This window comes from Sporosarcina sp. GW1-11, from assembly GCF_033088395.1.
In the GTDB taxonomy this organism is placed as follows: domain Bacteria; phylum Bacillota; class Bacilli; order Bacillales_A; family Planococcaceae; genus Sporosarcina.
The window spans coordinates 358111-383150 of sequence record NZ_JAPMIW010000001.1; the positions used below are offsets into that span (position 1 = coordinate 358111).

Below are 25040 nucleotides of genomic sequence, written 5' to 3' on the forward strand. Positions count from 1 at the left end.
TATTCTTTTATAAAGGCTTCTAATGAATATCAAATATACTTTTCTAAACGTTCGTCAGACAAAATATTTTCTAAATATTTTATAATGATTTGATAAAAATTGTGTAATTCGCTTATCATGTTCATTAATTCTTTGGTCGTGTATCTATTTCTAGGCTTCATAGTTTGAAAAACATTAGATACCCTATTAAACTCAAAAGTTAATTTGGTCATTAATACATCCTCTAATATTCTATGTTTTGATACTGCCCTAAATTGTTTAACAATTCCCGGCATATCATTTACGTCTATATATTTTTTGTTTAAATGTGAATTAACAGCACTATCCGCTTTCTTAACATCTTTTTGCAACATTTTAATATCCTTTATAAAATCTTTAATTTGGATTTTATTATCTTTTTCTTCGCTCTTCATGGAATATATATTCTTTTGTTTTTTACTATTATTTGATCTTTCTATAGCCTCTATATATTCAGTCCCTTTTATTTTTGCTCCGTGGGATGATAAGTTATATATTCTCATCGTATGCGTAAATGATTCTATTACATTTTGCATACTTTCTAAAAAAATTTTTAAAGGTAGCGTGGTTCCTGTCATTTCCCCTAAGTTATTTTCCACCATAAGCTCCGTCTTTAAATTATACATTCCTTCATGATGTTTAATTCCTTCAGCGTAATACTGGCCATTAAGCAAGGCTAGATCTTGCCCTATTAAGTACACTTCTGAAAAGCCCAGATATTCAATCACTTGGAGAGTAAATATAGCAACTGACGGTGATGGGTATGGAAATGTATAAAGATCTTCGTATTGACTTGTAATATAGTCATCTTGGGACCTCGCAACTATTGAAGGGCCTCGATGATTTTTTTGAATTTTAGAGTTGGACATTGTTTCATAAATTAACGCGCCTGAAAATTCTAGCCCCTTGAAGTGAGTTGAATAATTTATTTCACTTGCATCTACACTAGTTACAAAATCAGGTTCTATACCATTGCTTAATAGTGCTCTCAATGCAGATCCTACAGAAAATATATGATAAGAATCATGAACATCTTTAATAACATGCATTTGTGTCTTCAAAGAAGGGCCAGACGCTGCTAATATCGCCTTTTCTCCAGCGTATTTTCCTTTTAAATCCTTAATGCTTATTGAATTTTTAGTATAAGGTAAATTTAATAGGGGTTCTATAAGCCAGTCTGATGAAAATTTCTTCTCTGTATTATCCATTATTTTTTTTGTTTCTATACCATCTTTAATTATTTGAACACATTGTTTTAATCGAATGTCACTTGTCTTACTGTAATTAGGATGTAGTTGAATATTTGTGGATATGCCAATGAATTTAGATAGATAAGCACTAAAAGTTAGTGGTGTGAAACTTTCCGAATTGAGATAAGAAATTTCATCATGGGAACTGATTGTTTGAAGATAGCTATCCGCAAGTCGTACTTCTGGAAAAGGTTCTATAAATAGATAGTGCACATTGTTTCGAAACATTTTACTTTCTATTAACTTTTCTAGTAGAATTCCATTACCTAAGCCAATAAAGATAAAGAATTGATTTTCGCAGTTTTCTATTTTCTTTAAGAAACGCTCTATTTCTTTACTTGGAGAATACAGCGAATTTAGAGGAATAGAAACGTTATTATTATAATATGAATAAACCATTGAACCATCATTTGATAGCTCTTCTTGAATTGTATATGTCATTTTACATAACCTCTTGAATTTCATCTGAAACATTTTGAAGAAGTGGCAATAATTCATATTCTATTACATCTATTATAAAGCTCATATCATTCAACTGAGCTCTTTCAAAAACCTTCTCTGAAATAGACTGTAAAAAGTCCGAATTAATTAAATCCTTTTGTATAAAGTTCGTAATCGGAATAAATGATAATATTGCTTCCACCACACTAGTGTATCCATTAATAACACTTAATTGATCATCTAAATCTCTTATATCATCAATATATTGATTGACCTTTTCAATGTAACCATTTAATTCCTGTTTGAATTCACGAAGGAGTTGCGTAGTATGTATGGCTCTTAGATATTGAGGAGCGTTATTTTGTATTACTAGATTCTCAATTGCCGAAGGATTTAAAGGTATATTATTTTCATCTACTAATACCATTTTTTCTCTTATTAAATATTCATTAATAGTTTTTGCGATATTATCAATATCCTCAGCAATTCGATCTCCATTTATGTAAATCATAAAATATCCCTCCTATATTAAGAAAAAAGATAGCCGGGAAAGGGCTATCCTTTTTTTCTTTATTAACGAAGTAGTTGTAATACTCCTTGTGGCTGCTGGTTTGCTTGTGAAAGCATAGCTTGAGCTGCTTGAGTCAAGATATTATTCTTAGTGAAGTCCATCATTTCTTTAGCCATATCTACATCACGGATACGAGACTCCGCTGCAGTTAGGTTCTCAGAAGATGTTCCTAAGTTATTGATTGTATGTTCCAATCGATTTTGAAGCGCACCTAGTTTTGAACGTTCTGCTGACACACTGGAAATAGCAGCATCGATAGCAGAAATAGTATTGTTAGCATTTGTGTTGTCAGAAACATCTAAAGCATCAACACCTAAAGCACCAGAAGACATGCTGTTAATCGCTATTGTAATCGTTTGACCCTTATTCGCTCCTACTTGGAAAGCAGTATTAGAGATACCGCCACTCAAAAGTTTTTGAGTGTTAAATTCAGTAGTAGTCGCAATTCTATCAATTTCTTCAACGAGTTGATCTATCTCATTCTGAATCTCGTTGCGGTCAGACTCAACGTTCGTATCATTTGCACCTTGAACCGCTAGCTCACGCATACGCTGTAAAATATCGTGTGTTTCGTTCAGCGCACCCTCAGCAGTTTGGATCATGGAGATACCATCCTGTGAGTTCTTTGCAGCCATATCCAATCCGCGAATCTGTCCACGCATTTTCTCGGAGATTGCTAGACCTGCTGCGTCGTCTCCTGCACGGTTGATCTTTAAACCTGAAGATAATTTCTCAATATTGCTTGCTGCTGCTGCGTTGTTTGCACCTAGTTGGCGGTGCGTGTTCATTGCTGCCATGTTGTGATTAATAATCATAATAGTTTCCTCCTTGAGTGTTTGTTGGGTTCACGTCCATGTGACCCTGATTTTTGTGGCGGTGTCAAGAGTCGGCCGCGCTCTCTCTGCCGCTTACATTACTAATATCGGACGGGTTACTAGAGTGTTTAGTGTTTTTTTAAAGTTTTTTGCAATTCTTTTTATATGTGTAGAAAATATGTCGCTCATTTGCTAAGTACGTCACTCATTCCTTACCCTTTAACGTAGATAGCCAGTTGACATCTAGCGTTAACGATTCAGCGTTTGATTCCGTAATGGACTGAACTAACTCTCCCCGTACGATATCAACAGACTTCGGTGCTTCTATCCCGATTCGGATCGTATCGCCTTTTACTTCGAGAATTTTCACTTCTATATTGTCGGCAATTTTAATAGTTTCGCCTGCTTTCCGTGAGAGGACTAGCATATTAGCTCTCCTTTCCGCCAATTGGATGTTTGATGGCATAGCGATTGTCATTTAGAATCATTTGTTTCGCTTTTCTATTTTCTATATGAAAAAGTAATGGCGCTTGTAAATTAATAGTAGAATCTGTTAGCGGTTCTTTAATACATACGATACCTAGCACCATCAAATCTTCTGGTTTTTCAATTTCAAGCAAATCGATTGTCGGTTCATCAATTGTGAAATCATAGTCTTCTACAAGCTTGTACGGATTCGCTACAACGAATGCGATGCCTGCTTGTTTTGTCGACTGCAGTATTTGAAATTCCGAGCCATCTCCAATCGGCAGAATGACAAATTCTTCTTCGTCTTCAAATCCTGGAAGTCCTTTTGGGAAATGCCACGCTTTTGATAAATCGACTTCCACTTTATCGTGGAATTTCGTTTCAATTTCTTTTATTGTATTCACCATCGTTCACTCTCTCCTTCGCTTGTATCTTAATAAAAGGCACTATTAATCATGGAGTAAAATAAAAAGAACGGTCGACCACCGCTCTTTTTTCTCTACACCTTCCAATCAATATCAATCGATCCATACTGCTCCATTACAACATTGACTTTCCCAGGTGTGTAATTATGGATTGGTTTATTTATTTGCGCATCTATGATCGGCTTTTGTGGTGTTACGTTGATGTCCAGCGAGCCTGCGGTAATGTCTGTTTTAATCTTTGTACGGTCGCCTACGAACTTTACTTGTAGTTCTGCCATCGGTCGCTCGGTACTTTGTTTGACGATGTCCGCAATGATAGCGCCATTCTCAATTTTCATCAACTGCTGACCTTCTTGTGCACGACGTCCTATTCCTTCTTGCACTTTTTGCATACCATATTGTGCATTTTCAGCTGTTCGGCGAAATACGCTTTTCATATCGATATCTGCACGGTTTTCTGTTGTGTCGAGTGATAGTTGCGGGCGCGTAGTAGACATTTCAAGTATCGCCGCCGGTTGCTCTAGGTTCAGCGTTGCTCTCGGTTGCTCGATTTCTTGAATGGGTTTAGTCACTTGTAACCCTATCTTCGCTGGTGTTGTTTGAATTTGAAGTCGCGGAATATTCACTTCTATCACTCTCCTCTACTTTTTATCGTAAGAAATCGACTAGTGAAGGTTGGATGATGCGCGCACCTACTGATAATGTCGCACGGTGAATGGATTCTGATGTAATCAAATCAGTAATCGTTTTTTCATAATCGACGTCTTCGTTCTCGGAACGTTGCTTTTTCGCAGCACCTTCCTGCATTTGAAGACGGTTGTCCATTAGTTCTGCCCGATTCGAACGAGCTCCGATATCTGCACGTTTTGTTAAAACATCATCCATAAGTATGTCTATCTCTCCAAGCGACGCACTAAAATCATAGGAGTCGTCTATATTATTTTTTATATCTGTAAACAACTGATTAATATTATTAAACATGTCAGATGTATTCGTACTCACGCGTAGTTCGACTCCGTCAAATACTTCAATGGATACATCTTCTTTAAATGGTGCACTTGATTGATACGTGCCTGTCGCTTTGTCGAATAACGGCTGATCAGTCATTTTCCCACTGAATATATGCTTGTCTCCGACTTTCGTATTCGCCAAGTCTTGGAGTTGCTCTTGTAATTGTTCTAATTCAATTTTAATCTTGTCCCGGTCGCTGGCTGTCATCGTCCCGGTATTAGCTGCGTTCGCCGCAAGTTCTCTTGCACGGTGGAGTACTTGTCCAACATGATCAAGCGCATCATCCGAACTATCGAGCCAGTTATTGACTTCGCCTAAGTTTTTCTGAAATTGCTCGACTTTGTCTACTTGCATGCGGTAGCCAAGACCCTTCATGACAATCACTGGATCATCAGATGGACGGCTAACCTTTTTCCCCGTGTTTAATTGTTCTTGTAGTTTTCCCATTTTCGAATAGCTGCCTGATAAGTTGCGCAGCATATTTTGTGAAAGCATAGATTGTGTTACGCGCATGGAAATTCCTCCTTAATTATCTACCGACTAGACCCATACCGTTGACGATTTTATCGAGTGCTTCGTCCATGACCGTGATCATACGGGCTGATGCGTTATACGCTTGCTGGAAACGAATCATATCGGTCATTTCTTCATCTAGTGAGACGGAACTGATAGAATCGCGTCGGTTGGATACCGCCAAAAGAAGTGTGCCTGTGTTTTCCGTCATTTTCACTGCCTGCTGTCCTGCGACTCCGAGCTCCCCGATTGCTTGTGAGAAGTAAGTCTGGATACTTGAACCGCCCAATCCAGGTAATTTTGTAAATAAAGCATCTGCCAGTTTTTGAGCATTCTCGCCATTCCCAACTTCTGGTGCACTTCCAGGTTCAGAAGTTGAAGCAGCTACTTTATTTGGATTTTTAATCAGATTATCATTTATACCAATTGTGCTAGCAGTAATTGTTCCTCCAGCTTTAGCTATGAAGAAAGCTTCTCCTTGCTGGCCTTGTAAATCCGTAGCATACGGAGGTGTACCACTTGGACCGCCCATATGAATTTTGTTAAACTCTGTCGCAAATTCTTCTGCCATTTTATCCAACTTCGCTAACATATCTGGATACAGACCTTCAGGGGTACCGCCATCTACATAACCATACGACTCAACAAGGGATCTCAGTTCTCCACTTTTGACCATATTGCCTACAGGTAGTGGTGCGTCGCCAGCGGGTAAACCATTGAATGTGAATCCCGTGATGTAACTCGGAAGGTTTCCATTCGCGTCTATACCGTCTACTGTAAGGGTAGAGTATTCCATTTTCTTCAATACTGTGATCGGCGCGCCATTTGTCTTAATATTAATGGTCACTGTACCTTCAGCAATTGCCAGCGCACGTCCACCTGATTTTTCATAACTTACTTCGATAGGTAAGTACGTTGATAGTTTATCTAGTAGTCCGTCGCGTGCATCGTAAAGGTCGTTTGGTAAATAACCATTCGGCTCTACGTTCGCAATTTGACGGTTCAGTTCACTAATTTGCTTTAAAATAGAATTGACATCGTTCGCGGTAAAGTCAATTTCATCCGCATGATTGCTTCTAATTTCTGATAGTGATTTGTGGATGTAGTTGAAAGAGTCAGATAACGCCACTCCCCGTTCCACTACAACCGCACGCGCTCCACCGTTTTCCGGGTTCGTTGCGAGCGTCTGCAAAGATTGCCAGAGGTCACTAATGGATTGCTGTAAGCCATATTCAGAAGGCTCCGCAAGTACATCTTCCATTTGTGCAATCGCTTTTGTACGTGATTCCCAGTAACCAAGCTTATTTGTTTCGCTGCGGTATTGGTGATCGACGAACGCATCGCGAATCCGTTGAATTGAACCTGCCTCTACACCAGTTCCAAGGAATCCTGGTTGCGTTCCAGCATTCAATCCGACTCCTGGAAATCCTGACGTCGCCTGCATATTGACACGCTGGCGTGAGTAGCCGGGTGTATTGGCGTTCCCAATATTATGTCCTGTCGTATAAAGAGCGGATTGCTGTGTGTACAATCCGCGTTTGCTAGTTTCTAATCCCATGAATGTCGAGCGCATACTGTGGCCTCCTTAAGCTTGGGAGTCGAATGAGGAGAACTTAGTTTGCGCTCCTGATGACTGCCCTTGTACTTCATTTTTCGAATAGTTGACGTTTTCCGGACGCGGACGGATCATGTCCAGCGATAGATTCACAAATTGAAGCGATTGATAGGTCAGTTGTTGGTTGAGTTCGTTCTGCCGTTTCAACTCATGAATCGCATGCAGGAGACGGTCCCTCGCCTCTGCTAACGGTTCTTTGTCCGGTTCGTTTGCTACTTCTATTAGATGCGTCATCGTTGGTTCGGCAAGTACTGGACTTCCTTGTTCAGTTACATATTGCTTGACTGCGTGTACGCGTTTTTGATCCATTTGCACAATAGCCGCTAAGTGGGCTTGCTCCTCTTTCAACAGTTGGTCAATCCCATCGATATCACCGCTTTTCAACAGTGCTGTCTTGTCGTTGGACAGACGGAGCAAGCTCATATGCAGTTTTTCTAAGTGATTGAGCATTGTTAAAATCGGTTCAATAGACAATGGTATTCCTACTTTCTATGATTACTTATTGAAATACGATAGCAGTTTTGAAGCGAGTGTTTTCTCGTCTACTTGGTACTCGCCGGACTGTACTTGTGCTTTTAGCTGCTGTACGCGTTGTTGACGTTCGGTCTCTATTGGAGATGCCGCTGATAGCTTTTTCGCTTCCGTTGAAATTTCAAGCTTGTCAGATTTCATTTGATAAGACTGCTTCGCTTGCTCGACTTTCATTTGTTGATTGCGGTACGGGTTCACTGGCGGTGTCTTGAATCCATCAATTTTCATACGTCTCGCTCCTTTCTAAGTAGACTTATTTATATGTCCTATTCTTTATTTCGGCAGATTGCAAGGATTATTTAGGGTCTTTGGGACGGAAAAACGAGCAGGACAAACTGCTCGTTTTGGTTTTCGACTTGGAATAGGCTAGTATGCCGTTTCGCTGCGTTCCAGGCGGACGCGTGTCTTATGGACCCGCGGTGAGCCAACCGGTCGCAAGCTCCTCTGGTTGTCTCACCAGTCGGGCTGATCCCCGAGTCGCCGCCTTACACTTCGCTTCACTGGTGTTTGCTTCTTAAGTTAGTGAGTGGAATGATCAGCTTTTGACTTAGACCTTTCATTTGGACTTTAAAAAATAGGGAACAGACATTAAGTCACTTGATAGCTACAATGAAGTCTCAAATTACTTGGAGTCTAACTGTAGGATTGAAGCGTAAGAAGGGGTGACTCCTGGAGGATCAGCGTGAGTCTGAGACCCTGGACTGAACAAAAGCCGTTGCGAAGAACGGCTTTTGCGAGTAAAAGTGAAGCGTTAGGAGCACATCCTTGCATTAAATTCTGGACTACATACTAGTAATTCTCTCTTACTTCCTATCTTTTTGTGCATAGTACGTGCCACGTTCTTTAGTTTTTAATGCTTCACGTAATTCTAGCGCAGCATCATGCATGCTGATTTCACGTTTGATTTCGCTCGTACATCTATCACATAGTTTTCCCGTAGTCGTGAGCGCACCGCATTTGTCGCATGGATAGCCAAGGTTAGGAAATAACGCGGGTTGGAGTCTGCCTTTACGTACCCATTGATACAGTAATGTTTCCGTGACGCCTGTTACTTCAACAATCCGCTCGATATTGGCTGCACGATTTTCACGCTTGCGTAAAAAACGGTAGACTTCTTCAAACATTTTTTCTTCAATGGCTGCACATTTAGCACATACATCCCTAATTCCTGTAAAATTAAAAAGTTCTCCACATGTCGGACAATTTCTTACTTCCGCCATTACTATCACTTCTCTCTTATAGGTCTGAATAACGTCACAGCTTCCACTCGCTTGGCGCCTTTATTTTTAAGCGCGCGTGCGGCATGACGCAATGTAGTTCCCGTCGTATAAATATCATCGACGAGTATAAAAACTAACTCACTATTTGGTATATCGGCTAGTACTTCGAATAGTTCAGTCATCTGTAGACGTTGTGCACGTGTTTTTTCACCCATTACGGATTCCGTCGTCTTTTGTAAGTAGTTTGTAAACGGAATATTGGAAGCTTCTAGCAAGGCATCGACTTGCGCGAACGTTCGATCCTTTTTATTTACAGGGTGCATCGGAATAGGTACGATAATTTTTTTCGGATCGTTCAGCACATTGCGTAACTCACTAGCAAACACGGTAGCGAGCGCAATGTCTTGCATGAATTTGAATTGATGTAAATAGTCGCGCGCTTGTTCATTGTAGGCGTATAGCGAATGAACAGAATCGAGAATCTCATCTTCTTCTACGCAGTCGATACGTTCGAATCCATTAAAACATGCCGGACAGATTGACGATGTTTTCGCAATTCCTAGCAACTGCTGCCACGTCGGCTGATCGTCTAAGGGTTTGTTGCACAATAAACAATTCATCGCGGTACCTCTTGCTTATTCAGCTTGCGAATTTCGCTTTTCGCTTCGTCCATTGCGTTTGTAATGCCTTGATGGAATAGCACGAAATCACCTGAAGTGTTCGGTACGGACCGCCCGACTCTACCCCCGATTTGGATGAGTGCCCCTTTGTTGAAAATTGTTTGCTCTGCTCCAACGACCGCCACTTGTACGTTCGGTATCGTAATGCCCCGCTCAAGTATGGTCGTCGTTAACAGGCCAGGAATTTCTTTATCGCGAAGCAGTTGCACGCGTTCTTTACGATCTTCGTGTTCGGCATGCACTGCACAAATTCTACTATCTAGTTGCTGGAAAAGTGTTTCCGCTAGTTCCATTAATTCAATCTGATGAAAGAATATGAGAAACGGTTGCTGATTGTCTATACGTTCTTTCGTCCAGCGTAGCAATTTACTCGGGATTTTCTTCTTTTTCAGCTGTTTCTCATAATTCCATAGCGAGACGTTACGAGGTTCAGGTAATGGTTGTCCATGGTAACGCCTTGCGAGTATGGATATATTGCCTTGCTTTTTATTCATCGCCAGTAACTGTGCTGAAGGTGTCGCTGTGACGAAATGGATTGGTCCATTCGGTTTAACCGCTTTCTTTACAGCTTGCTGTAGCGTTTCATCTGCCGTATACGGAAAGGCATCCGCTTCGTCTACGAAAATTGCGTCAAAAGCTTCGTGGAATCGATACAGTTGATGCGTAGTCGCTAATATTAATTGCGCATCATAATGCTCTACTTCCGCTCCCCCGTACAATGCTTCGACTACGGTATCCGGGAAAGCCGTTTTCAGTCGCGGCAGTAATTCTAAAATGACATCTACTCGTGGGGCTGCGAGACAAACTCGTTTGCCTTCATTCAATAAGTAATGGATTGGCTGAAACAGCATTTCTGTCTTGCCAGAGCCGCACACTGCATAGAGTAAGTGCGAGATGCTTTGTTTTGTGCTAGCGAGTAATTCGTTTGTTGCTTTCTGTTGGGATGGTGTTAAATTCCCTTGCCAGTTCATGCGGTGATTCGTTGGATAAACGGGTGCTTGTCCCGTCCAAATTAGCAGTTCCGAACAGCGAGAAACGCGCCCCATATTAAGACAATTTCTGCAGTACGCACAGGTCGTTTCGCATTGCGCGCACTCGAATGTAGTAAATGTTAATTGATTCGAATTAAAACAGCGGTTACACGTATAGTGCATACCGTGCCACGTTGCTTTCGCTGTAACCCCTTCAATTACTTGAATCCAACCTCGTTTGACGCATTCATTTACAGATGCTGCTGGGAATGGCATGACGCGACGTAGCCAAATTCGGCCCGCCAAAAATTGTTGTAGTTCAGTGTAGTCGGCTATCGAGGATTCCTCCTTTATGTTCCGCGCCGTTTCACCCAGCCGAGTCCCATCGCCCCTTCACCAAGATGTGTGCCGATGACCGGACCGAAATAGCTAACCGTGAAATCGACGTTCGGATGTTTTTTCTCAAGCAGTTCTTTCCACTCCACCGCTTCTTCATAGCGATTGCCGTGAATAACGACTGCGTCCAATAACTGATCTTTCGCATATTCTGCTAATAAATCTTCAATGCGTTTCATCGCTTTTTTTGATGTACGGATTTTCTCAAAAGGTACGATGACTTTGTCTACAAAGTGCAGAATAGGTTTCACTTGTAGTAAACCACCGACTAATGCTTGCGCGCCTGATAAACGCCCGCCACGTTGTAGATGAGATAAGTCGTCTACCATGAAGTAAGCTTTCATCGTTTTCTTCATTTCTTCTAGTTCTTCAAGTATTGCGTGCGGGTCGACACCATCGTTCGCTAGTTGGGCTGCACGGATGGCATAGAAGCCTTGGGGATAGGCTGAAATTTCTGAGTCAAACGGTAAAATTTCGATGTCAGGTACGATGTCGATAGCTTGTCTTGCACCCATGTACGTGCCACTGATGCCGCTTGATAGATGGATAGAAATTACGGCATCGTATTCTTTTGCTAGTTTTTCGTAAAGGGCTTCGAAGTCCCCAATCGCAGGTTGCGATGTTTTCGGTAGTGGGACTTTTCCGCGGGTCATTTCATAGAATGCGTCCGTTGTTAGATCGACTTCTTCTGCGTACGATCGGCCGTCGATTGTTACGAGCAAAGGTATCGTGTAGATCCCAAGCTCCGCCTTTATATCATCCGGCACATACGCCGTACTGTCTGTCACAATTGCTGTTTTCAACATGATCAACTCCTACCCCCTATTCTACCTGAAATCAATGGTGTTGGCATCTGTGAAATGGATTTTGAACTGGTAAGTTGTACTTAGTGTTGTGTCCGGGATTTCCGTTCCGGGTGGACGCGTTCTGGAGGGCCCGCGGTGAGCCAACCGGTCGCTTTGCTCCCCTGGTCGTCTCACCTGTCGGGCTGATCCTCCCAGAGTCGCCACCCTGCACTACAATCCTACTTAGTATGCGGGAGTAATAATGTATCGTTCCATGAACTTAATAAGTTTAGTTAGTGTTTCATATTTCACAAACTGAGTACTAATCATAGTTAGTAAGCTGAAATCGATGTCCTGTATTCTTAAAGTAGGATTGGAGCGAAAGCCGTAACGAAGAACGGCTTTTGCGAGTAAAAGCGAAGCGTTAGGAGCATCGGTTTTAAGGTGTGGTTCACCGCCCTCGGGAACGCGACCCGGAACGAAAATCCCCGACTACTCATCAATGTCACTCTCTACTGTTTCCAACCAATTCATGCTATCGTGTAAGTAGACTAGGCAAATACGAAAGGGGTTTTGGTTATGCAGGAGATTCGTTATGAGCAGAGGGGTTCGGTGGCGTATGTGACGCTGGATCGGCCGGATGCGATGAATGCGTTCAACTTTCAATTATTGCTAGAGCTTGGAGAAGTCGTGGAAGGGATTCGAATCGACCCTACCATTCGTGCGGTCGTGTTTACAGGGAGTGGCGATCGGGCGTTTAGTGTTGGGGCGGATTTGAAGGAACGTAAAACGCTGACGGATGCATTGGTTCGACGCAATCTGAATAAAATCGGTGACGTGTTCAATAGGATTGACCAGCTACCACAGCCAACAATTGCGGTAATCAACGGCTTTGCGTTCGGTGGCGGAATGGAACTCGCACTCGCTTGTGATTTCCGAATTGCAGTAGATTCCGCAGTCATGGGACTTACTGAGACAGGACTTGCGATTATTCCAGGAGCAGGCGGCACACAGCGATTACCTCGATTAATTGGCGAGGCGAAAGCTATGGAACTAATTTTAACCGCTAGACGTTTAACTGCAGATGAGGCATTAGATTATGGTCTGCTGACGAAAAAGGCTTCTGCAGAACAATTACAAGAAACCCTAGAGACGTTTTTGAATTCATTGCTTGCAAATGGACCTGTTGCAGTTGAGCAAGCAAAGTTCGCGATCAAACAAGGGATGAATGTAGATTTACAAACCGGATTAGCGATTGAGCGGAAGGCTTACGAAATGACATTGCCAACGGAAGATCGAATTGAAGCGTTGAATGCTTTTGCGGAGAAACGCAAGCCGGTATTTAAAGGACGATAACGACAAAAAGGGAAGGCTTCGTTTGGGGAAGGCTTCCCTTTTATACTATATCCGTCGTAAAACGATGACGTCGCTGTTGTTGACGAGCCGCGGTCCACGCTTCAGCTAGCTGATCCACCTGCACCTGAACATCCTGTAGTAGCTCATACCGTTTATATAACTGCACCGTAACAAGATTCTGGTTAAGAATCACGTACAACAACACAAGCCGCTTCCCCTCTTCCGTCTGCTGATCCACCACACCAATCAATTCAAACAATACTTGTTGCAACTTTCTCAACGACTCTGACACATCCGAACTCTTCTGGCGTTCAATCGTCGCTTGCGTCTCTCCTAGCAAATGGCTCATCTCATTCAGCAACTCGATGATTGTATCCATCATCGGGGTCGTCGCGCTTGCCGTCGTCTGATAGACCTCAATCGCGCGTTTTAAATACATGTAGCTCACCCCAAATGCTTTTCTTTTATTATCGTCTAGATTGGTTGATTTTGAATGTAAGTGGCCGATATAAAATAGGATAACTAAAAGAATAGCTAAAGTAGGTGAAGGGATGCGAATAAACAGCTCAGAAAATATTGCGTTCTCATCGAATCGGGCGCAAAGGAACGCGACGGATATGGATAAGACGCTAATGAAGCTAAGCACCGGTTCAAAAGTGGCAACTGCAAGCCAAAACGCTTCCGGTCTTGCCATTTCTGAAACGATGCGTGCTCAAATCCGGGGACTTTCTCAAGCGCAGAGCAATATGCAAGACGGACTATCTGTACTAGAATTATCCAATGAAGGTCTCAACAATATCAATAGTCTGCTACAACGCGGGCGTGAAATGGCGGTTGCTGCCGCAAATGACACCCTAACAAACGACGATCGAAAATCTAGCAGTTTGGAATTGGATCAGATTATGAAAGCGATCAACGACACGGCTGGAAAACTTGAGTTTAATACGATGAGAATTCTTGGAGATGACACGCCAATCAATTTACAAGTAGGGGCGAATCCAGGACAAAAGATGACCATCGGAAATCTTGACGTTAGTACGACAAAGTTAGGTCTCGACGGCGCTTCAATTGCAACTCGGCAAGACGCTTCGGATTTAATCGCTACGCTGGATAAGGCGATTGAAACGATTGGCGGTCATTTGACAAAAGTAGGTTCCGAGATGGAGGCCATCGAGCATCATCTGACGAATGCTTTAGTGTTCGAGGGAAATATCACTCAGTCGCTTTCTATGCTGGCGGATACGGATATGGCGAAAGAGATGATGAATTTCGTCCAGCAAGACATTCGTCAAAAAGGCGATCAAATGCTGATCCAATCTGTCAACAGTAACTTGCAAGAAGCGATCTCTTTATTGAAATAAACAAAATAAAAACCCTTCCGAGAATCCACTCGGAAGGGTTTTGAATGTTGTCGCATCGTGGATTCTCCGCCACGATTCTAGCTGCCCAAGCAACTTTTGATAGAATCGCAGTAGATCCTTGGCGATATTTCGTGCACCGCGCGGACAGACAAACTATTCGATTCTTTAACAATATATTGCGGTTGTAAGTTGTTCAATGTCATTGCGAGCACATCATTCATACAGTGCTCGCATGTGCATGGCATACGCAGTTGGTCTTTATACTTCTTTAGAACGTCCAAGGCAACGATTTCCATCATGTTATGCACTTTCATACTGAACGACTCCTTTACCACCCAAAAGAAATCACTTCGATAAAATGATTTTCTTCTTAAGCAACTCTTTACCCGAAATTCCTGGCTTCGTCATTTCAAACGGGTGCAGGATTTGATCTAACTCTTCTTTTGTCAAAATCTTTTTCGCAATCAACAACTCACGAATAGACTTGTTTGTCAACAATGCCTCTTTAGCAATTTGTGATGCCACTTCATAGCCTACGTGTGGGTTAATCGCTGTAATCACACCGATACTCTTCTCTACGTTCTCTTCTAAGTGTTTAACGTTTGCTGTAATGCCATCTAAGCAATAGTCACGGAATACGCCGAAGACATTCGTCATGATCTTCAATGACTGCAATAAGTTGAAGACTAAAACGGGCTCCATGACGTTCAATTCGAACTGACCGGCTTCAGAAGCTAATGCAATTGTCGTATCATTACCGACTACTTGGAACGCTACTTGGTTCATCACTTCTGCCATAACAGGATTGACTTTACCAGGCATGATAGAAGAACCAGGCTGTCTTGCTGGCAATGTAATTTCATTCAAGCCTGTACGTGGACCTGATGCCATGAGACGTAAGTCGTTACACACTTTAGACATATTCAACATCGTCCCGCGCAGGGCTGACGATACTTGTACATACGAATCTGTATTTTGTGTTGCATCTACTAAATGTGTAGAAGATTTTAGTTGAAACCCACTATTTTCTGATAAGTATTCTGCTACTTTTTCTATATATAATGGATCTGCGTTTAAGCCCGTTCCGACAGCTGTTGCGCCCATATTAATTTCATATAAGTAGACACGAGAAACACGCACACGCTCGATATCACGACGTAATACCATCGCGTATGCTTCGAATTCTTGCCCTAAACGGATCGGAACAGCATCCTGTAAATGTGTACGCCCCATTTTCAGAACGGATTGGAACTCAATAGACTTTTTCAAGAATGTTTTATGAAGCGATTCCATGACACCTAGTAGTTTATCTACTTTCATCAGTGTCGCAATATGAATAGCTGTTGGGAACGCATCATTTGTAGATTGCGCCATATTCACGTGGGAGTTCGGACTGATAATGTCGTACTCTCCTTTTTTATGACCGAGGATTTCAAGTGCCCGATTCGCAATAACTTCGTTGGCATTCATATTAACTGATGTTCCAGCGCCACCTTGGATTGGATCGACTAAAAATTGGTCACGTAACGCGCCATTTACTACTTCATCAGACGCTTGAATAATTGCTTCTGCTAGGTTTTCATCTAATTGACCAATGTCACGGTTTGCCTGTGCTGCAGATTTTTTAACAATTGCAATTGCACGAATCAAGTCCCGATTGACACGATAGCCCGTAATCGGGAAATTTTCAGCAGCCCGCAGTGTCTGAATACCATAATAGGCATTGTGCGGAACCTTCTTTTCCCCAATAAAATCCTTCTCAATTCTATATAGATTCTCTTCTTCCATCACACAGAACCCTCTTCTCAAATGTTTTTTCATTTACTACTATCCTACATACACGATGCGCCATGTATGGACAATTTGTATACGCCTCCTATCTTACCTCAAAGATAGCGTTCAAACCACCCGATAATTTCATTAATTCTGGCCACGCGTAAATTAGGTAATCCTGTTCTAGATAAATCATGATCAGACTCTGGAAAACGAACGAATTCGGTGACTTTTCCTAGATCTTTTAATGTAATAAATAACTGCTCTGCCTGCTCAATTGGACAGCGGAAATCACATTCAGAATGAAGAATGAGCAACGGTGTGTCGATTTCATTGGCATACTTAAGTGGCGAATGTTGCCATAACGTATCCACGTCTAGCATGCTTGAGTTTAGTTGCCAATCCGCCAAATAATAGCCGACATCTGAGACGCCGAAAAAGCTCACCCAGTTGCTGATAGAACGTTGCGTCACTGCTGCTTTAAAACGATTCGTATGCCCAACGATCCAATTCGTCATGAAGCCACCATAACTGCCTCCAGTCACACCCATTCTATCCTCGTCAATCCACAGTTCTGTTGCTAGCACTTCATCGACACCTACCATAATATCTGCATAATCACCGTTACCATACTCCCCACGCACACCGTCAACATGTTGTTGACTATAGCCATGACTGCCACGCGGGTTCACATACAATACACCATAGCCATCCGCCGCCAGCACCTGCATCTCGTGAAAATAGGTGTTGCCGTACATCGCATGTGGGCCACCATGGATTTGGACAATTAACGGATACTTCTGGCCTTCTTTGTAATCCGCTGGTTTCAATAGCCAGCCTTGCACATCAACGCGGTCATTCGAATAGTAAAGTGCTTGCGGCTGAACGAGCTGTACTTTTTCCAACCAGTCTTTATTGAATGAAGTTAGTACAATACGTTCGCCCGTTGCAATTGTTTGATAATACAGTTCTCCGGGATGTGTCGCTGTACTCACAGTTAAAAGTGCGAATTCTCCATTGGACGAGACATCGTATCCATAAATATGTTCATCTTCACCCGTTGCAGGATAGATCGCCCCGTCAAGCATTGCACCATATAAGCGTACGTCTCCCATGACAGACAGTTGGAAATACAGTTGTTCATCTTCCGTCCAGACTACACCAGGTGCATAGGCTTGTTGTAAATGGTCGGAAATGCTTTCATCTCCAACAGGTGCATCGAGTCCAGCAGTCATGTTCATCGTTAGACCGTCTGTTTGATCATAGACAAAAACATCTGCTTGCGTCGCGTTTTTAAACGTCAAATCAAAGCCAACATAAGCAATATAACGGTCGTCTTTTGAAAAATGTACTTTGCCAAAATAACCTTGTGCATCGTTTAAAACTGTTTCTTCCTTTGTTTCAATATCGACTAAAAGTAGCGGTGAGCTAAAATCATGATCATCTTCTGGCAAACGCTTCACGCTCATCACGAGCTGCTTCCCGTCAGAAGATATCGCTTCTAGTGAATGATGGAAAGGCTCAGAAGTGAAATCCGAGATTGTTTCTGTTGCGATATCGATACAGCCAATTTGTGTAAATTCATCTTGCGGGACTACACCGATTCGATCCGCTTTGTATTTCATTTTTGTCACGCGGATCGGTTGCGGGAACTTTTCTTCCGTTTCCTTTGTTGAAGCGAATGTTTCACCTGTTTTCACCGTGCCGCTACACCAGATTTTCTGTCCACACGGGGACCATTCAAACGAATCAATTCCGTGTTTAGTATCTGTTAGTTGGCGCGCTTCTCCACCACCTACTTGCAGTACGTATAGTTGGTTCTTTTCTGTTTTATTGGATAAGAAGGCTAGCATCTTGCCATCCGCTGACCATTTCGGTGCGCTAACTTTTTGTTTGCCAAATGTCCATTGCGTCACGTCTTTCGTTTGTAAGTCGACGTGATGGATTGCGGAATAATAGGCATTGTCCTCTTTGTTCAGTTCCGTTACGACTATAACTGCGGCCTTGTCGTCTGGCGCGAGCACAGGATTCGTCACTGATTTTGTTTCAAATAGATCTTGTATCGTTACTGATCGTTTCCCCATCCAATTCCTCCCGCTTTCGTAGTGTGTTTTTATCCGCAGCTAGGTATCTACCTCAACCATACCAAGGATGCGCAGAGTTTTGCAATTATTCATGCGTTGGATTGTTTGATTGCATAGAAAAAAGCACTGAGTAGGTCAGTGCTTAAAAATTCATCTAACAAGTAAACAAGAAAGTGATTCTTTTTCATCTATGCTTATGAAATTCGATCAGCTTCTAATCTGATCTTTTAAAGAACGTCTTAAAATTTTACCTGTTGTATTTTTCGGTAATTCTTCAAGGAATTCGATATGTTTCGGCACTTTGTATTTCACTAGGCGCTTGGCACAGAAATCATGTATTGTTTGCGCCGTTGCTTCTGAACCTTCTTTCAGCACGACATAGGCATGTACTTCTTCGCCGAAGTTGGTGTCTGGAATACCAACTACTGCAGCTTCTATTATATCCCGGTGACTGAATAGTACTTCCTCTACTTCTCGAGGATAGACGTTGAAACCACCAACGATGATCATATCTTTTTTGCGATCTACGATATAAAAGTAACCATTTTCATCGCGACGCGCGAGGTCACCGGTATAGAGCCAACCGTCACGAATGGTAGCTGCGGTTTCTTCCGGTTGCTTATAATACCCTTTCATCACATTCGGTCCACGAACGATTAGTTCACCAACTTCGTTAACTGGTACTTCTTCGCCCAGTTCATTAACGACTTTATTTTCGACGTTCGTAATATTCGTGCCGATTGAGCCAGGTACACGTTCGCGGTCTAGTGGATTGAAGCAAGTAACTGGCGACGCTTCCGATAGTCCATAACCTTCCGACACGCGGACTTGGAATTTCTCTTCAAAGTCATGTAATAGCGACACCGGCAGTGACGAGCCTCCTGAAATAGACAAGCGAATAGTTTCGAAGTCTTCCGTTTTTCCTTCTGGATACTGATAAAGGAAATTGTACATCGTTGGGACACCTGCAAAGACTGTAGCCTTTTGTTCGCGAATCACCGTAAAGATGTCTCCTGGGCTAAAGCGTGGCTCCAGTAAGATAGTCGCACCTTTTAGCAAAGGTGCATTCGCTACAACGGTCAACGCAAAGACATGGAAAAGTGGTAGTGTCGCCACAATTCGATCATTTTCTGAGAAGCCTAAATAATCAGCGACGTCGCGTGCATTGGAATAAATATTCTTATGTGTTAACATCGCACCTTTTGGACGGCCTGTTGTGCCAGATGTATATAATATGACAGCGCTTTCATTTTCGTCAACTGTAACCATTTCTGTTAACGGCTTCGCTTGCTTCATAAGAGTAGTAAACGGATGGACTTTCGGCTTAATCTGCTCCGCCAACGCATCCAATTTCTCACCTGCATCTGGGTTCACTTCACAGACGATAAAGTTTTCAATTGTCGGGAATGTTTGACTTGCGACTTCTACAAGTGGCAATAACTGATCAACTGCAATGACGACTTTGGCGTCACTATTTTCCAAAATATACGAAATTTCATCCGGTGTATATAACGGATTGATCGGCACAGCCGTCGCTCCGATACGCATCGTAGCATACAGTGAAATCAAGTAATGTGGTGTGTTGCCGAGTAAAAAAGCAACCTTATCTCCTTCATTAACCCCTAAGTCTTTTAAAGCGGAGGCAAACATTGACACCGACAGATCAAACGCTGCATATGTTGTGTCTTGTCCCATAAAACGATAAGCAATCTTGTGCGGATTTGTCTGAGCAGTTTGGTGAACGCTAGAAACTAGATTCATACTTCCATCTCCTATTCCAATGAATGAACAACCATTCAGTATTTCACTCATTATACTGACAAAGCATTTATTTGGCAACTGTTTCCTGAAAGTTTTGTGAACTAATTCGGTGTGCGGGAAGTATATCGTTACTCTGCGCTTCAGGCGGACGCGTTCGGGAGGGACCGCGGTGAGCCAACCGGTCGCAAGCTCCCCTGGTTGTCTCACCTGTCGGTCTGATCCTCCCCGAGTCGCCGCCTTACGCTCCGATTCACTAGTGTTTTTCCTGAAGATAGCGAGCCGAACGTTCAGCTTATTACATAGCTGTTGTGTTTGAGCTTGATAAGTAAAGAATTATTACTTGATAACTACAATGATATTCAAAAGTGCTTGTATTCTAATTTTAGGATTGGAGCGGAAGACGGGCGACTCCTGTGGGGTTAAGCGGGATAGGCGAGACCCCGCAGTGTCGCATGGCGACCGAGGAGGCTCCCTCCCGCCCCACGGAAAGCGCCCGTCTGAAGCGCAAATCCTGGACCACTCACAAACTAAAAACACCCACTTCAAGAAGTAGGTGCTTTAATATGTGAAATATAGCGCCAGCGGATTAGGTAGAAGTAGAAGATTTGCATGACTGTGAAGCCGAGCAGCACTAGCGTTAGCTCCTTCACAATCGAAATCTCGGCCAATGCGTCCCAAATGACCTGCAGCGACAAAAACGCAAAGACACTGTGGATGAACGACACACCCCACGGGAAGAAAAATTGCGGGATAAGTTGACGATTGACGATCTTCTTAAATTCCCGATCCGTCATCCCAATCCGCTGCAACACCGCATACTGCTTACGATCATGACTAAGCGACGTATACAGCCTAAAGTAGATGAAACTACCTGACGCAAGGAATAATACCCCAGCCAACAACAATCCCATAAACAGCAGCAACGAAAACGTCATGCGGATATGCGAATAATTCAGTCCCGGATTCTCAAACTCAAAACGAACAGGCGCTTTATTCTCTAATACAATACTTGCGAGCACTTGCGAATTGATTGATAAACCAACGTTCTTCGTCTCTTGCCATTTTTCAATATTGAATGCATAGTAAGTAAATGCTAACGAACTCCCAAGCGTTTGTTCTTCTACCTTATCAAAATCTAAATGATTCACGACAATTGTATTGAGACCGAGCGCGTTTGGCGGAAATAGCCGATAGGGATAAATTCCTTCGATTTCCAGTGACATATTACTTTCCGCCAGCTCCGTATGCACAAGCTTTTTTGCTAATTTACTTGCATCCGAGGCACTAGCCGGTAAAAACAGTGCATGTCCTTGTTCTAGCTGAAGCGGCTTTTCACCAAATGATAGAGCTAGTTCATTTAAATCTGCCAATTTCACAATATTGACTGTGTTTTTTGTATAGGATGACTGCTGTTGAAGCACGCGAAATCGGACGGCCCAATAATCGATCCCTTGCTGTTCTAATTCTGTCGCCAGATGTGCAATGTGACGGTATTCGTATTCATTCTGTGGCAAACTCTTATAGACTAGCCCTAGTGGATTCACTTCACGGTATTGCGAAGCAAATGACGTCAGGGATGCGAGAATGCCAACCGACATAAACGCGAGAGTCGATACGATCGTTACGATGAAAAACATGCGTGCATTTTCTTTCAATCGTACAATGCTTTCGGAAATCGAAATCATCCAGTAATCCCGCCAAAAAAACTGCTTTTGTCTGCGTAGCGCATGTAAAATAAGTGGCAAAGTATCCGTGAAAAAATAATACGTACCAACCGTAATGAGTGGCGGCAGTAAAAAGAACAGACTAATAATACTAGAGCGCGAAACGAAAGCAGCCATACTATATGCGAGAAGTAATAAAATGACACCAAATATACCGCGACTTTTTGAATACGTATAGACCGATTCGACGGCCATATCTCCGTGCAGTAAGTCTGAAATTTTCCCTTGTTGAATAAAGACAGGTGCTATATAAGAGATGATTGCAAATAAACTAAGGAAAGCACCTATCGTCAAGGCGAACGGTTTCCATGATAAGTAAAGCGGCAACACCGGGATTTGGACAATCGCTTTGACGATCATAAAGAAAAACTTCGAGAACATAAAGCCGATGAAGATTCCTGTTACGATTGAAGCAAACCCAAGCAACATCGTCTCGATGAAAATGAGTCGATGCAATTGCCGTCTTGCCATACCGAGTAACAGCAACACGCCAAATTCTCTAGAGCGTGCTTGCAAGAAAGAGCGCATCGAATAAAACAGGAAAAATAACGTAAAGATAAAAAGAATAACTTCCGCTATCCCCATGCCAAGAGATGAAATTTCTTTTAAGAATGTATTTTCAATCGACGGATGAAACAGTAACATCGAGTACAAAAAGAACACCATGACTGAAAACACACTCGCCATGAAAAATGCTGCATACACCCTTCGATTTCGTAAAACATTACGGTAAGCGAACTGTCGAAAAGTCATTCACATTCCCTCCAAGTAATGACAGCACATTCAAAATACGCTGGAAGAAAGTTTGTCTACGTTCATCTTTATAAATTTCATTGAAAAACTCACCATCTTTAATAAACAACACGCGATCACAATAACTTGCAGCAATCGGATCATGCGTGACCATAATAATCGTTGTTCGCTCATGTAAATTGATATGTTCTAGTAATTCCAACACATCTTTTGCAGATTTCGAATCCAAGTTGCCTGTAGGTTCATCTGCCAATACAATCTTCGGCTGATGAATTAGCGCACGGCCGATTGCTGTACGTTGCGCTTGTCCGCCTGATAATTCATCCGGTCGACGTTCTAAAATTTCTTCCAGATGCAATTTCTTTGCCATATCTTGTACTCTAGCCCTCATTTCTTCAACAGGAAGTCCGTCAAGAGTGAGTGGCAGCACCAAATTTTCTTCCACCGTTAGCATTTGCAGAAGATTAATTTCTTGAAAGACGAAGCCGATCTGATGTCTGCGAAACAAAGCAATTTCGTTTTGACTAAGTGTTTCCAGCTCCACTCCACCAATAACGATCTTGCCGTATGTTGGTATGTCCGTCGCCATCAATAAATTCAGCAACGTCGTCTTGCCGCTCCCCGAAGGTCCCATGATCGCTACGAACTCCCCTTCTTGGACGTCAAAATCCAACTGAGTCAATGCGCGATGCATCACCTTGCCTTCGTAGATTTTCGTAACATCTTCCATTTTAACGATTGGTTTCTTCATTTGGCTGTTCACCTGCCTCTCCATCTGTAAATAATAGCTTGATTGTTGTACCTTCGCCTTGTTTTGACGAAATCGTTAGCTCGTGGCCAAGACGCTGACAAACTTCGGACGCGATATATAAGCCCATTCCAGTAGATTCGCCGGTTAATCTGCCGTTCTCTCCTGTAAAGAACGCTTTCGTCACACGATGCAAGTCAGATGCAGGTATTCCGATGCCTTCATCTGTAATTTCAAGCTGTAGTCCTTCTGGCTTTTGTTCTGCAGTGACAACTATTTTCTTCCCTTTTTCAAACGTATATTTGACCGCATTCGTAATAAATTGATTGAGCATGAACTTAATCCATTTACGGTCTGTTGCAACGGTCAATTCTTCATCGACCGTTAAGACTGGAAAGAGGCCTTTTGCGATAAAGAGACGCTTATTTTCATTAAACACTTCTTGTAGAATCATTTTTAGCGGCAGTCGCTCAATTTGCATATCATCTTCAAATGTTTCGAGTCGTGCATTGACTAGGACGATTTCAAGGCCCGTCTGGATGCGCTCGACTTCCTGGCTAATACTCTTCTTGTCCACTTCTTCTTCTTGCAATAATAAATTGATTACGGAAATCGGTGTTTTCATTTGATGGACCCATTGATTCATAAATTGTAAATGGCGATGTTGCACATTATACAGCGTCTGAACTTCATGCTGATACAGACGATACAACTCACGAGTGAATTCTGTCGTTTTCCGATGTTCGGGTGTCAATACATGACGAATGAGTGCGTCTTCCATTTTCTTTGGCTTTTCAATAATTTTTGCATAAAATGAACGTCGCATAATGAACTTGCCCGTTAAATAACCCGCTGTCAGCAATATGCTCATCGCGACAGAATAAATAGCTGTGTTTGGATTTCGGACACCGTCAAGCCAATATAACAGCAAGATGAATAAGACAAGTCCGAGCTGAAACAGCATAAAAGGCAGATGTTCTCTAGCAAACAGTATGAATCCCTTCATTATCCCTCCGACTCCGGCACGAATCTATAGCCAGCACCACGCACGGTTTCAATCCACGAATTGACATCATAATCCATTAGTTTTTTACGTACACGTGCCATGTTTACATTGAGCGTATTTTCATCTACAAATGATTGATCATCCCATAATTCTTCCAGAAGTCGCTCTCTTGAAACAACTTTCGGTGACTCGCCCATTAGCAGTTCTAAGATGACACATTCCTTTTTTTGAAGAGGAATCTCTTCTTTCCCTTTTTGCAAGGTCATTCGTTCTATATAGAGCGTCAAATCACCTGATACAATTACTCGTTCTGATTGATTAGGTGAATATTCACCGACGGATCGACGCAAGTGACTTTTAATTTTCGCTAGTACAATTTCATAATGAAACGGTTTCGTGATAAAATCATCGCCACCGTTTTCAAGCGCAAATACTTGATCCATATCTCCTGAACGTGCGGAGATGAAAATGATTGGACACATCGTATGTTGTCGTAGTTGCCTGCACCAATAATAGCCGTCATAAATCGGCAAGTTAATATCGAGCAGTACTAAATGTGGGTTATAAGCTACACATTCTTCCACTACTCGATCAAAGTCTTCGATTACCGCTACATCATACTGATACTTCTCCAGCGTACCCGCCAGCAATTGCGCAATTTTTTGATCATCTTCCACAATGAATATTCGATGTTTCACTACAATCCCTCACTTCCTATTGTATGTAGTATAAGCGCATTTGAAAAAAAGCGCATGCCTCGCAAG

25 protein-coding genes are annotated in these 25040 nt (G+C 42.4%); 2 read left to right on the top strand and 23 right to left on the bottom strand.

Annotation, left to right across the window (positions count from 1 at the left end):
• Window positions 1–29: 29 nt before the first annotated feature.
• The 14 genes from ORD22_RS01755 to ORD22_RS01820 all read right to left on the bottom strand — a co-directional run bounded on the left by ORD22_RS01755 (window position 30) and on the right by ORD22_RS01820 (window position 11728).
• On the bottom strand, window positions 30–1709 hold the full coding sequence (locus tag ORD22_RS01755; RefSeq protein ID WP_317644118.1) for a motility associated factor glycosyltransferase family protein: 1680 nt from the start codon (window positions 1707–1709) through the stop codon (window positions 30–32).
• Window position 1710: 1 nt separating this feature from the next.
• A complete protein-coding gene (locus ORD22_RS01760) occupies window positions 1711–2220 on the bottom strand; it encodes a hypothetical protein (RefSeq protein ID WP_317644119.1) in 510 nt (169 codons plus the stop codon).
• Between the two features lie 62 nt (window positions 2221–2282).
• Window positions 2283–3095: a flagellin Hag gene (gene hag, locus ORD22_RS01765; protein WP_317644120.1), complete on the bottom strand. Its 813-nt coding sequence runs from the start codon at window positions 3093–3095 to the stop codon at window positions 2283–2285.
• Window positions 3096–3300: 205 nt separating this feature from the next.
• The gene (csrA, locus tag ORD22_RS01770) at window positions 3301–3522 is read right to left on the bottom strand and encodes a carbon storage regulator CsrA (RefSeq protein WP_317644121.1); all 222 of its coding nucleotides are present in this window, start codon (window positions 3520–3522) and stop codon (window positions 3301–3303) included.
• 1 nt (window position 3523) lies between these two features.
• Window positions 3524–3970, bottom strand: coding sequence for a flagellar assembly protein FliW (gene fliW / locus ORD22_RS01775; protein ID WP_317644122.1), 447 nt, complete (start codon window positions 3968–3970; stop codon window positions 3524–3526).
• A 92-nt stretch (window positions 3971–4062) separates the two neighbouring features.
• A complete protein-coding gene (locus ORD22_RS01780) occupies window positions 4063–4614 on the bottom strand; it encodes a DUF6470 family protein (protein ID WP_317644123.1) in 552 nt (183 codons plus the stop codon).
• A gap of 22 nt (window positions 4615–4636) precedes the next feature.
• On the bottom strand, window positions 4637–5512 hold the full coding sequence (gene flgL / locus ORD22_RS01785) for a flagellar hook-associated protein FlgL (protein ID WP_317644124.1): 876 nt from the start codon (window positions 5510–5512) through the stop codon (window positions 4637–4639).
• Between the two features lie 16 nt (window positions 5513–5528).
• The gene (gene flgK, locus ORD22_RS01790) at window positions 5529–7085 is read right to left on the bottom strand and encodes a flagellar hook-associated protein FlgK (protein WP_317644125.1); all 1557 of its coding nucleotides are present in this window, start codon (window positions 7083–7085) and stop codon (window positions 5529–5531) included.
• 12 nt (window positions 7086–7097) lie between these two features.
• Window positions 7098–7601, bottom strand: coding sequence for a flagellar protein FlgN (locus ORD22_RS01795; protein WP_317644126.1), 504 nt, complete (start codon window positions 7599–7601; stop codon window positions 7098–7100).
• 21 nt (window positions 7602–7622) lie between these two features.
• Window positions 7623–7886: a flagellar biosynthesis anti-sigma factor FlgM gene (gene flgM / locus ORD22_RS01800; RefSeq protein WP_317644127.1), complete on the bottom strand. Its 264-nt coding sequence runs from the start codon at window positions 7884–7886 to the stop codon at window positions 7623–7625.
• Between the two features lie 575 nt (window positions 7887–8461).
• The gene (locus ORD22_RS01805) at window positions 8462–8878 is read right to left on the bottom strand and encodes a TIGR03826 family flagellar region protein (RefSeq protein WP_317644128.1); all 417 of its coding nucleotides are present in this window, start codon (window positions 8876–8878) and stop codon (window positions 8462–8464) included.
• Window positions 8879–8883: 5 nt separating this feature from the next.
• Window positions 8884–9498, bottom strand: a complete 615-nt coding sequence (locus ORD22_RS01810; protein ID WP_317644129.1) for a ComF family protein — start codon at window positions 9496–9498, stop codon at window positions 8884–8886.
• Entirely contained in the window at window positions 9495–10835 is a 1341-nt protein-coding gene (locus ORD22_RS01815; RefSeq protein WP_317644131.1) for an ATP-dependent helicase ComFA, read from the bottom strand. Before ORD22_RS01815 ends, ORD22_RS01810 begins: the two co-directional genes overlap by 4 nt.
• A gap of 44 nt (window positions 10836–10879) precedes the next feature.
• Window positions 10880–11728, bottom strand: coding sequence for a DegV family protein (locus ORD22_RS01820; RefSeq protein ID WP_317644199.1), 849 nt, complete (start codon window positions 11726–11728; stop codon window positions 10880–10882).
• A gap of 561 nt (window positions 11729–12289) precedes the next feature.
• Here ORD22_RS01820 and ORD22_RS01825 point away from each other — a divergent pair.
• A complete protein-coding gene (locus ORD22_RS01825) occupies window positions 12290–13066 on the top strand; it encodes an enoyl-CoA hydratase-related protein (protein ID WP_317644132.1) in 777 nt (258 codons plus the stop codon).
• Window positions 13067–13106: 40 nt separating this feature from the next.
• On the opposite strand, the gene ORD22_RS01830 is transcribed toward ORD22_RS01825, so the two are convergent.
• Window positions 13107–13505, bottom strand: coding sequence for a flagellar protein FliS (locus ORD22_RS01830; RefSeq protein ID WP_317644133.1), 399 nt, complete (start codon window positions 13503–13505; stop codon window positions 13107–13109).
• A 112-nt stretch (window positions 13506–13617) separates the two neighbouring features.
• Here ORD22_RS01830 and ORD22_RS01835 point away from each other — a divergent pair, with 112 nt between their 5' ends.
• On the top strand, window positions 13618–14427 hold the full coding sequence (locus ORD22_RS01835) for a flagellin (protein WP_317644134.1): 810 nt from the start codon (window positions 13618–13620) through the stop codon (window positions 14425–14427).
• 77 nt (window positions 14428–14504) lie between these two features.
• Here ORD22_RS01835 and ORD22_RS01840 read toward each other — a convergent pair whose 3' ends face one another.
• From ORD22_RS01840 to ORD22_RS01875, 8 genes are all read right to left on the bottom strand, one after another.
• Window positions 14505–14741: a late competence development ComFB family protein gene (locus tag ORD22_RS01840; RefSeq protein ID WP_317644135.1), complete on the bottom strand. Its 237-nt coding sequence runs from the start codon at window positions 14739–14741 to the stop codon at window positions 14505–14507.
• Window positions 14742–14772: 31 nt separating this feature from the next.
• Window positions 14773–16218 carry an aspartate ammonia-lyase gene (gene aspA, locus ORD22_RS01845; RefSeq protein ID WP_411567607.1) on the bottom strand — a complete coding sequence of 482 codons (1446 nt, stop codon included), beginning with the start codon at window positions 16216–16218 and terminating at the stop codon, window positions 14773–14775.
• A gap of 95 nt (window positions 16219–16313) precedes the next feature.
• The gene (locus ORD22_RS01850) at window positions 16314–18284 is read right to left on the bottom strand and encodes a S9 family peptidase (RefSeq protein ID WP_317644136.1); all 1971 of its coding nucleotides are present in this window, start codon (window positions 18282–18284) and stop codon (window positions 16314–16316) included.
• Between the two features lie 207 nt (window positions 18285–18491).
• Window positions 18492–20045 (bottom strand): fatty acid--CoA ligase family protein, encoded by a 1554-nt coding sequence (locus ORD22_RS01855; protein WP_317644201.1) that lies wholly within the window; start codon window positions 20043–20045, stop codon window positions 18492–18494.
• 542 nt (window positions 20046–20587) lie between these two features.
• Window positions 20588–22522, bottom strand: coding sequence for an FtsX-like permease family protein (locus tag ORD22_RS01860; protein WP_317644137.1), 1935 nt, complete (start codon window positions 22520–22522; stop codon window positions 20588–20590).
• Entirely contained in the window at window positions 22494–23273 is a 780-nt protein-coding gene (locus ORD22_RS01865; RefSeq protein WP_317644138.1) for an ABC transporter ATP-binding protein, read from the bottom strand. The genes ORD22_RS01860 and ORD22_RS01865 overlap by 29 nt, the downstream gene beginning before the upstream one ends.
• Window positions 23254–24276 (bottom strand): sensor histidine kinase, encoded by a 1023-nt coding sequence (locus tag ORD22_RS01870; RefSeq protein ID WP_317644139.1) that lies wholly within the window; start codon window positions 24274–24276, stop codon window positions 23254–23256. The genes ORD22_RS01865 and ORD22_RS01870 overlap by 20 nt, the downstream gene beginning before the upstream one ends.
• On the bottom strand, window positions 24276–24980 hold the full coding sequence (locus ORD22_RS01875) for a response regulator transcription factor (protein WP_317644202.1): 705 nt from the start codon (window positions 24978–24980) through the stop codon (window positions 24276–24278). Before ORD22_RS01875 ends, ORD22_RS01870 begins: the two co-directional genes overlap by 1 nt.
• Window positions 24981–25040 lie beyond the last annotated feature (60 nt).

Excerpts from the sequence above, each read along its gene's own strand:
- ORD22_RS01755 (WP_317644118.1), bottom strand. The coding sequence starts at position 1,709 with ATGACATATACAATTCAAGAAGAGCTATCAAATGATGGTTCAATGGTT.
- ORD22_RS01760 (WP_317644119.1), bottom strand. The coding sequence starts at position 2,220 with ATGATTTACATAAATGGAGATCGAATTGCTGAGGATATTGATAATATC.
- hag (WP_317644120.1), bottom strand. The coding sequence starts at position 3,095 with ATGATTATTAATCACAACATGGCAGCAATGAACACGCACCGCCAACTA.
- csrA (WP_317644121.1), bottom strand. The coding sequence starts at position 3,522 with ATGCTAGTCCTCTCACGGAAAGCAGGCGAAACTATTAAAATTGCCGAC.
- fliW (WP_317644122.1), bottom strand. The coding sequence starts at position 3,970 with ATGGTGAATACAATAAAAGAAATTGAAACGAAATTCCACGATAAAGTG.
- flgL (WP_317644124.1), bottom strand. The coding sequence starts at position 5,512 with ATGCGCGTAACACAATCTATGCTTTCACAAAATATGCTGCGCAACTTA.
- flgK (WP_317644125.1), bottom strand. The coding sequence starts at position 7,085 with ATGCGCTCGACATTCATGGGATTAGAAACTAGCAAACGCGGATTGTAC.
- flgM (WP_317644127.1), bottom strand. The coding sequence starts at position 7,886 with ATGAAAATTGATGGATTCAAGACACCGCCAGTGAACCCGTACCGCAAT.
- ORD22_RS01805 (WP_317644128.1), bottom strand. The coding sequence starts at position 8,878 with ATGGCGGAAGTAAGAAATTGTCCGACATGTGGAGAACTTTTTAATTTT.
- ORD22_RS01810 (WP_317644129.1), bottom strand. The coding sequence starts at position 9,498 with ATGAATTGTTTATTGTGCAACAAACCCTTAGACGATCAGCCGACGTGG.
- ORD22_RS01825 (WP_317644132.1), top strand. The coding sequence starts at position 12,290 with ATGCAGGAGATTCGTTATGAGCAGAGGGGTTCGGTGGCGTATGTGACG.
- ORD22_RS01830 (WP_317644133.1), bottom strand. The coding sequence starts at position 13,505 with ATGTATTTAAAACGCGCGATTGAGGTCTATCAGACGACGGCAAGCGCG.
- ORD22_RS01835 (WP_317644134.1), top strand. The coding sequence starts at position 13,618 with ATGCGAATAAACAGCTCAGAAAATATTGCGTTCTCATCGAATCGGGCG.
- ORD22_RS01840 (WP_317644135.1), bottom strand. The coding sequence starts at position 14,741 with ATGAAAGTGCATAACATGATGGAAATCGTTGCCTTGGACGTTCTAAAG.
- ORD22_RS01850 (WP_317644136.1), bottom strand. The coding sequence starts at position 18,284 with ATGGGGAAACGATCAGTAACGATACAAGATCTATTTGAAACAAAATCA.
- ORD22_RS01855 (WP_317644201.1), bottom strand. The coding sequence starts at position 20,045 with ATGAATCTAGTTTCTAGCGTTCACCAAACTGCTCAGACAAATCCGCAC.
- ORD22_RS01860 (WP_317644137.1), bottom strand. The coding sequence starts at position 22,522 with ATGACTTTTCGACAGTTCGCTTACCGTAATGTTTTACGAAATCGAAGG.
- ORD22_RS01865 (WP_317644138.1), bottom strand. The coding sequence starts at position 23,273 with ATGAAGAAACCAATCGTTAAAATGGAAGATGTTACGAAAATCTACGAA.
- ORD22_RS01870 (WP_317644139.1), bottom strand. The coding sequence starts at position 24,276 with ATGAAGGGATTCATACTGTTTGCTAGAGAACATCTGCCTTTTATGCTG.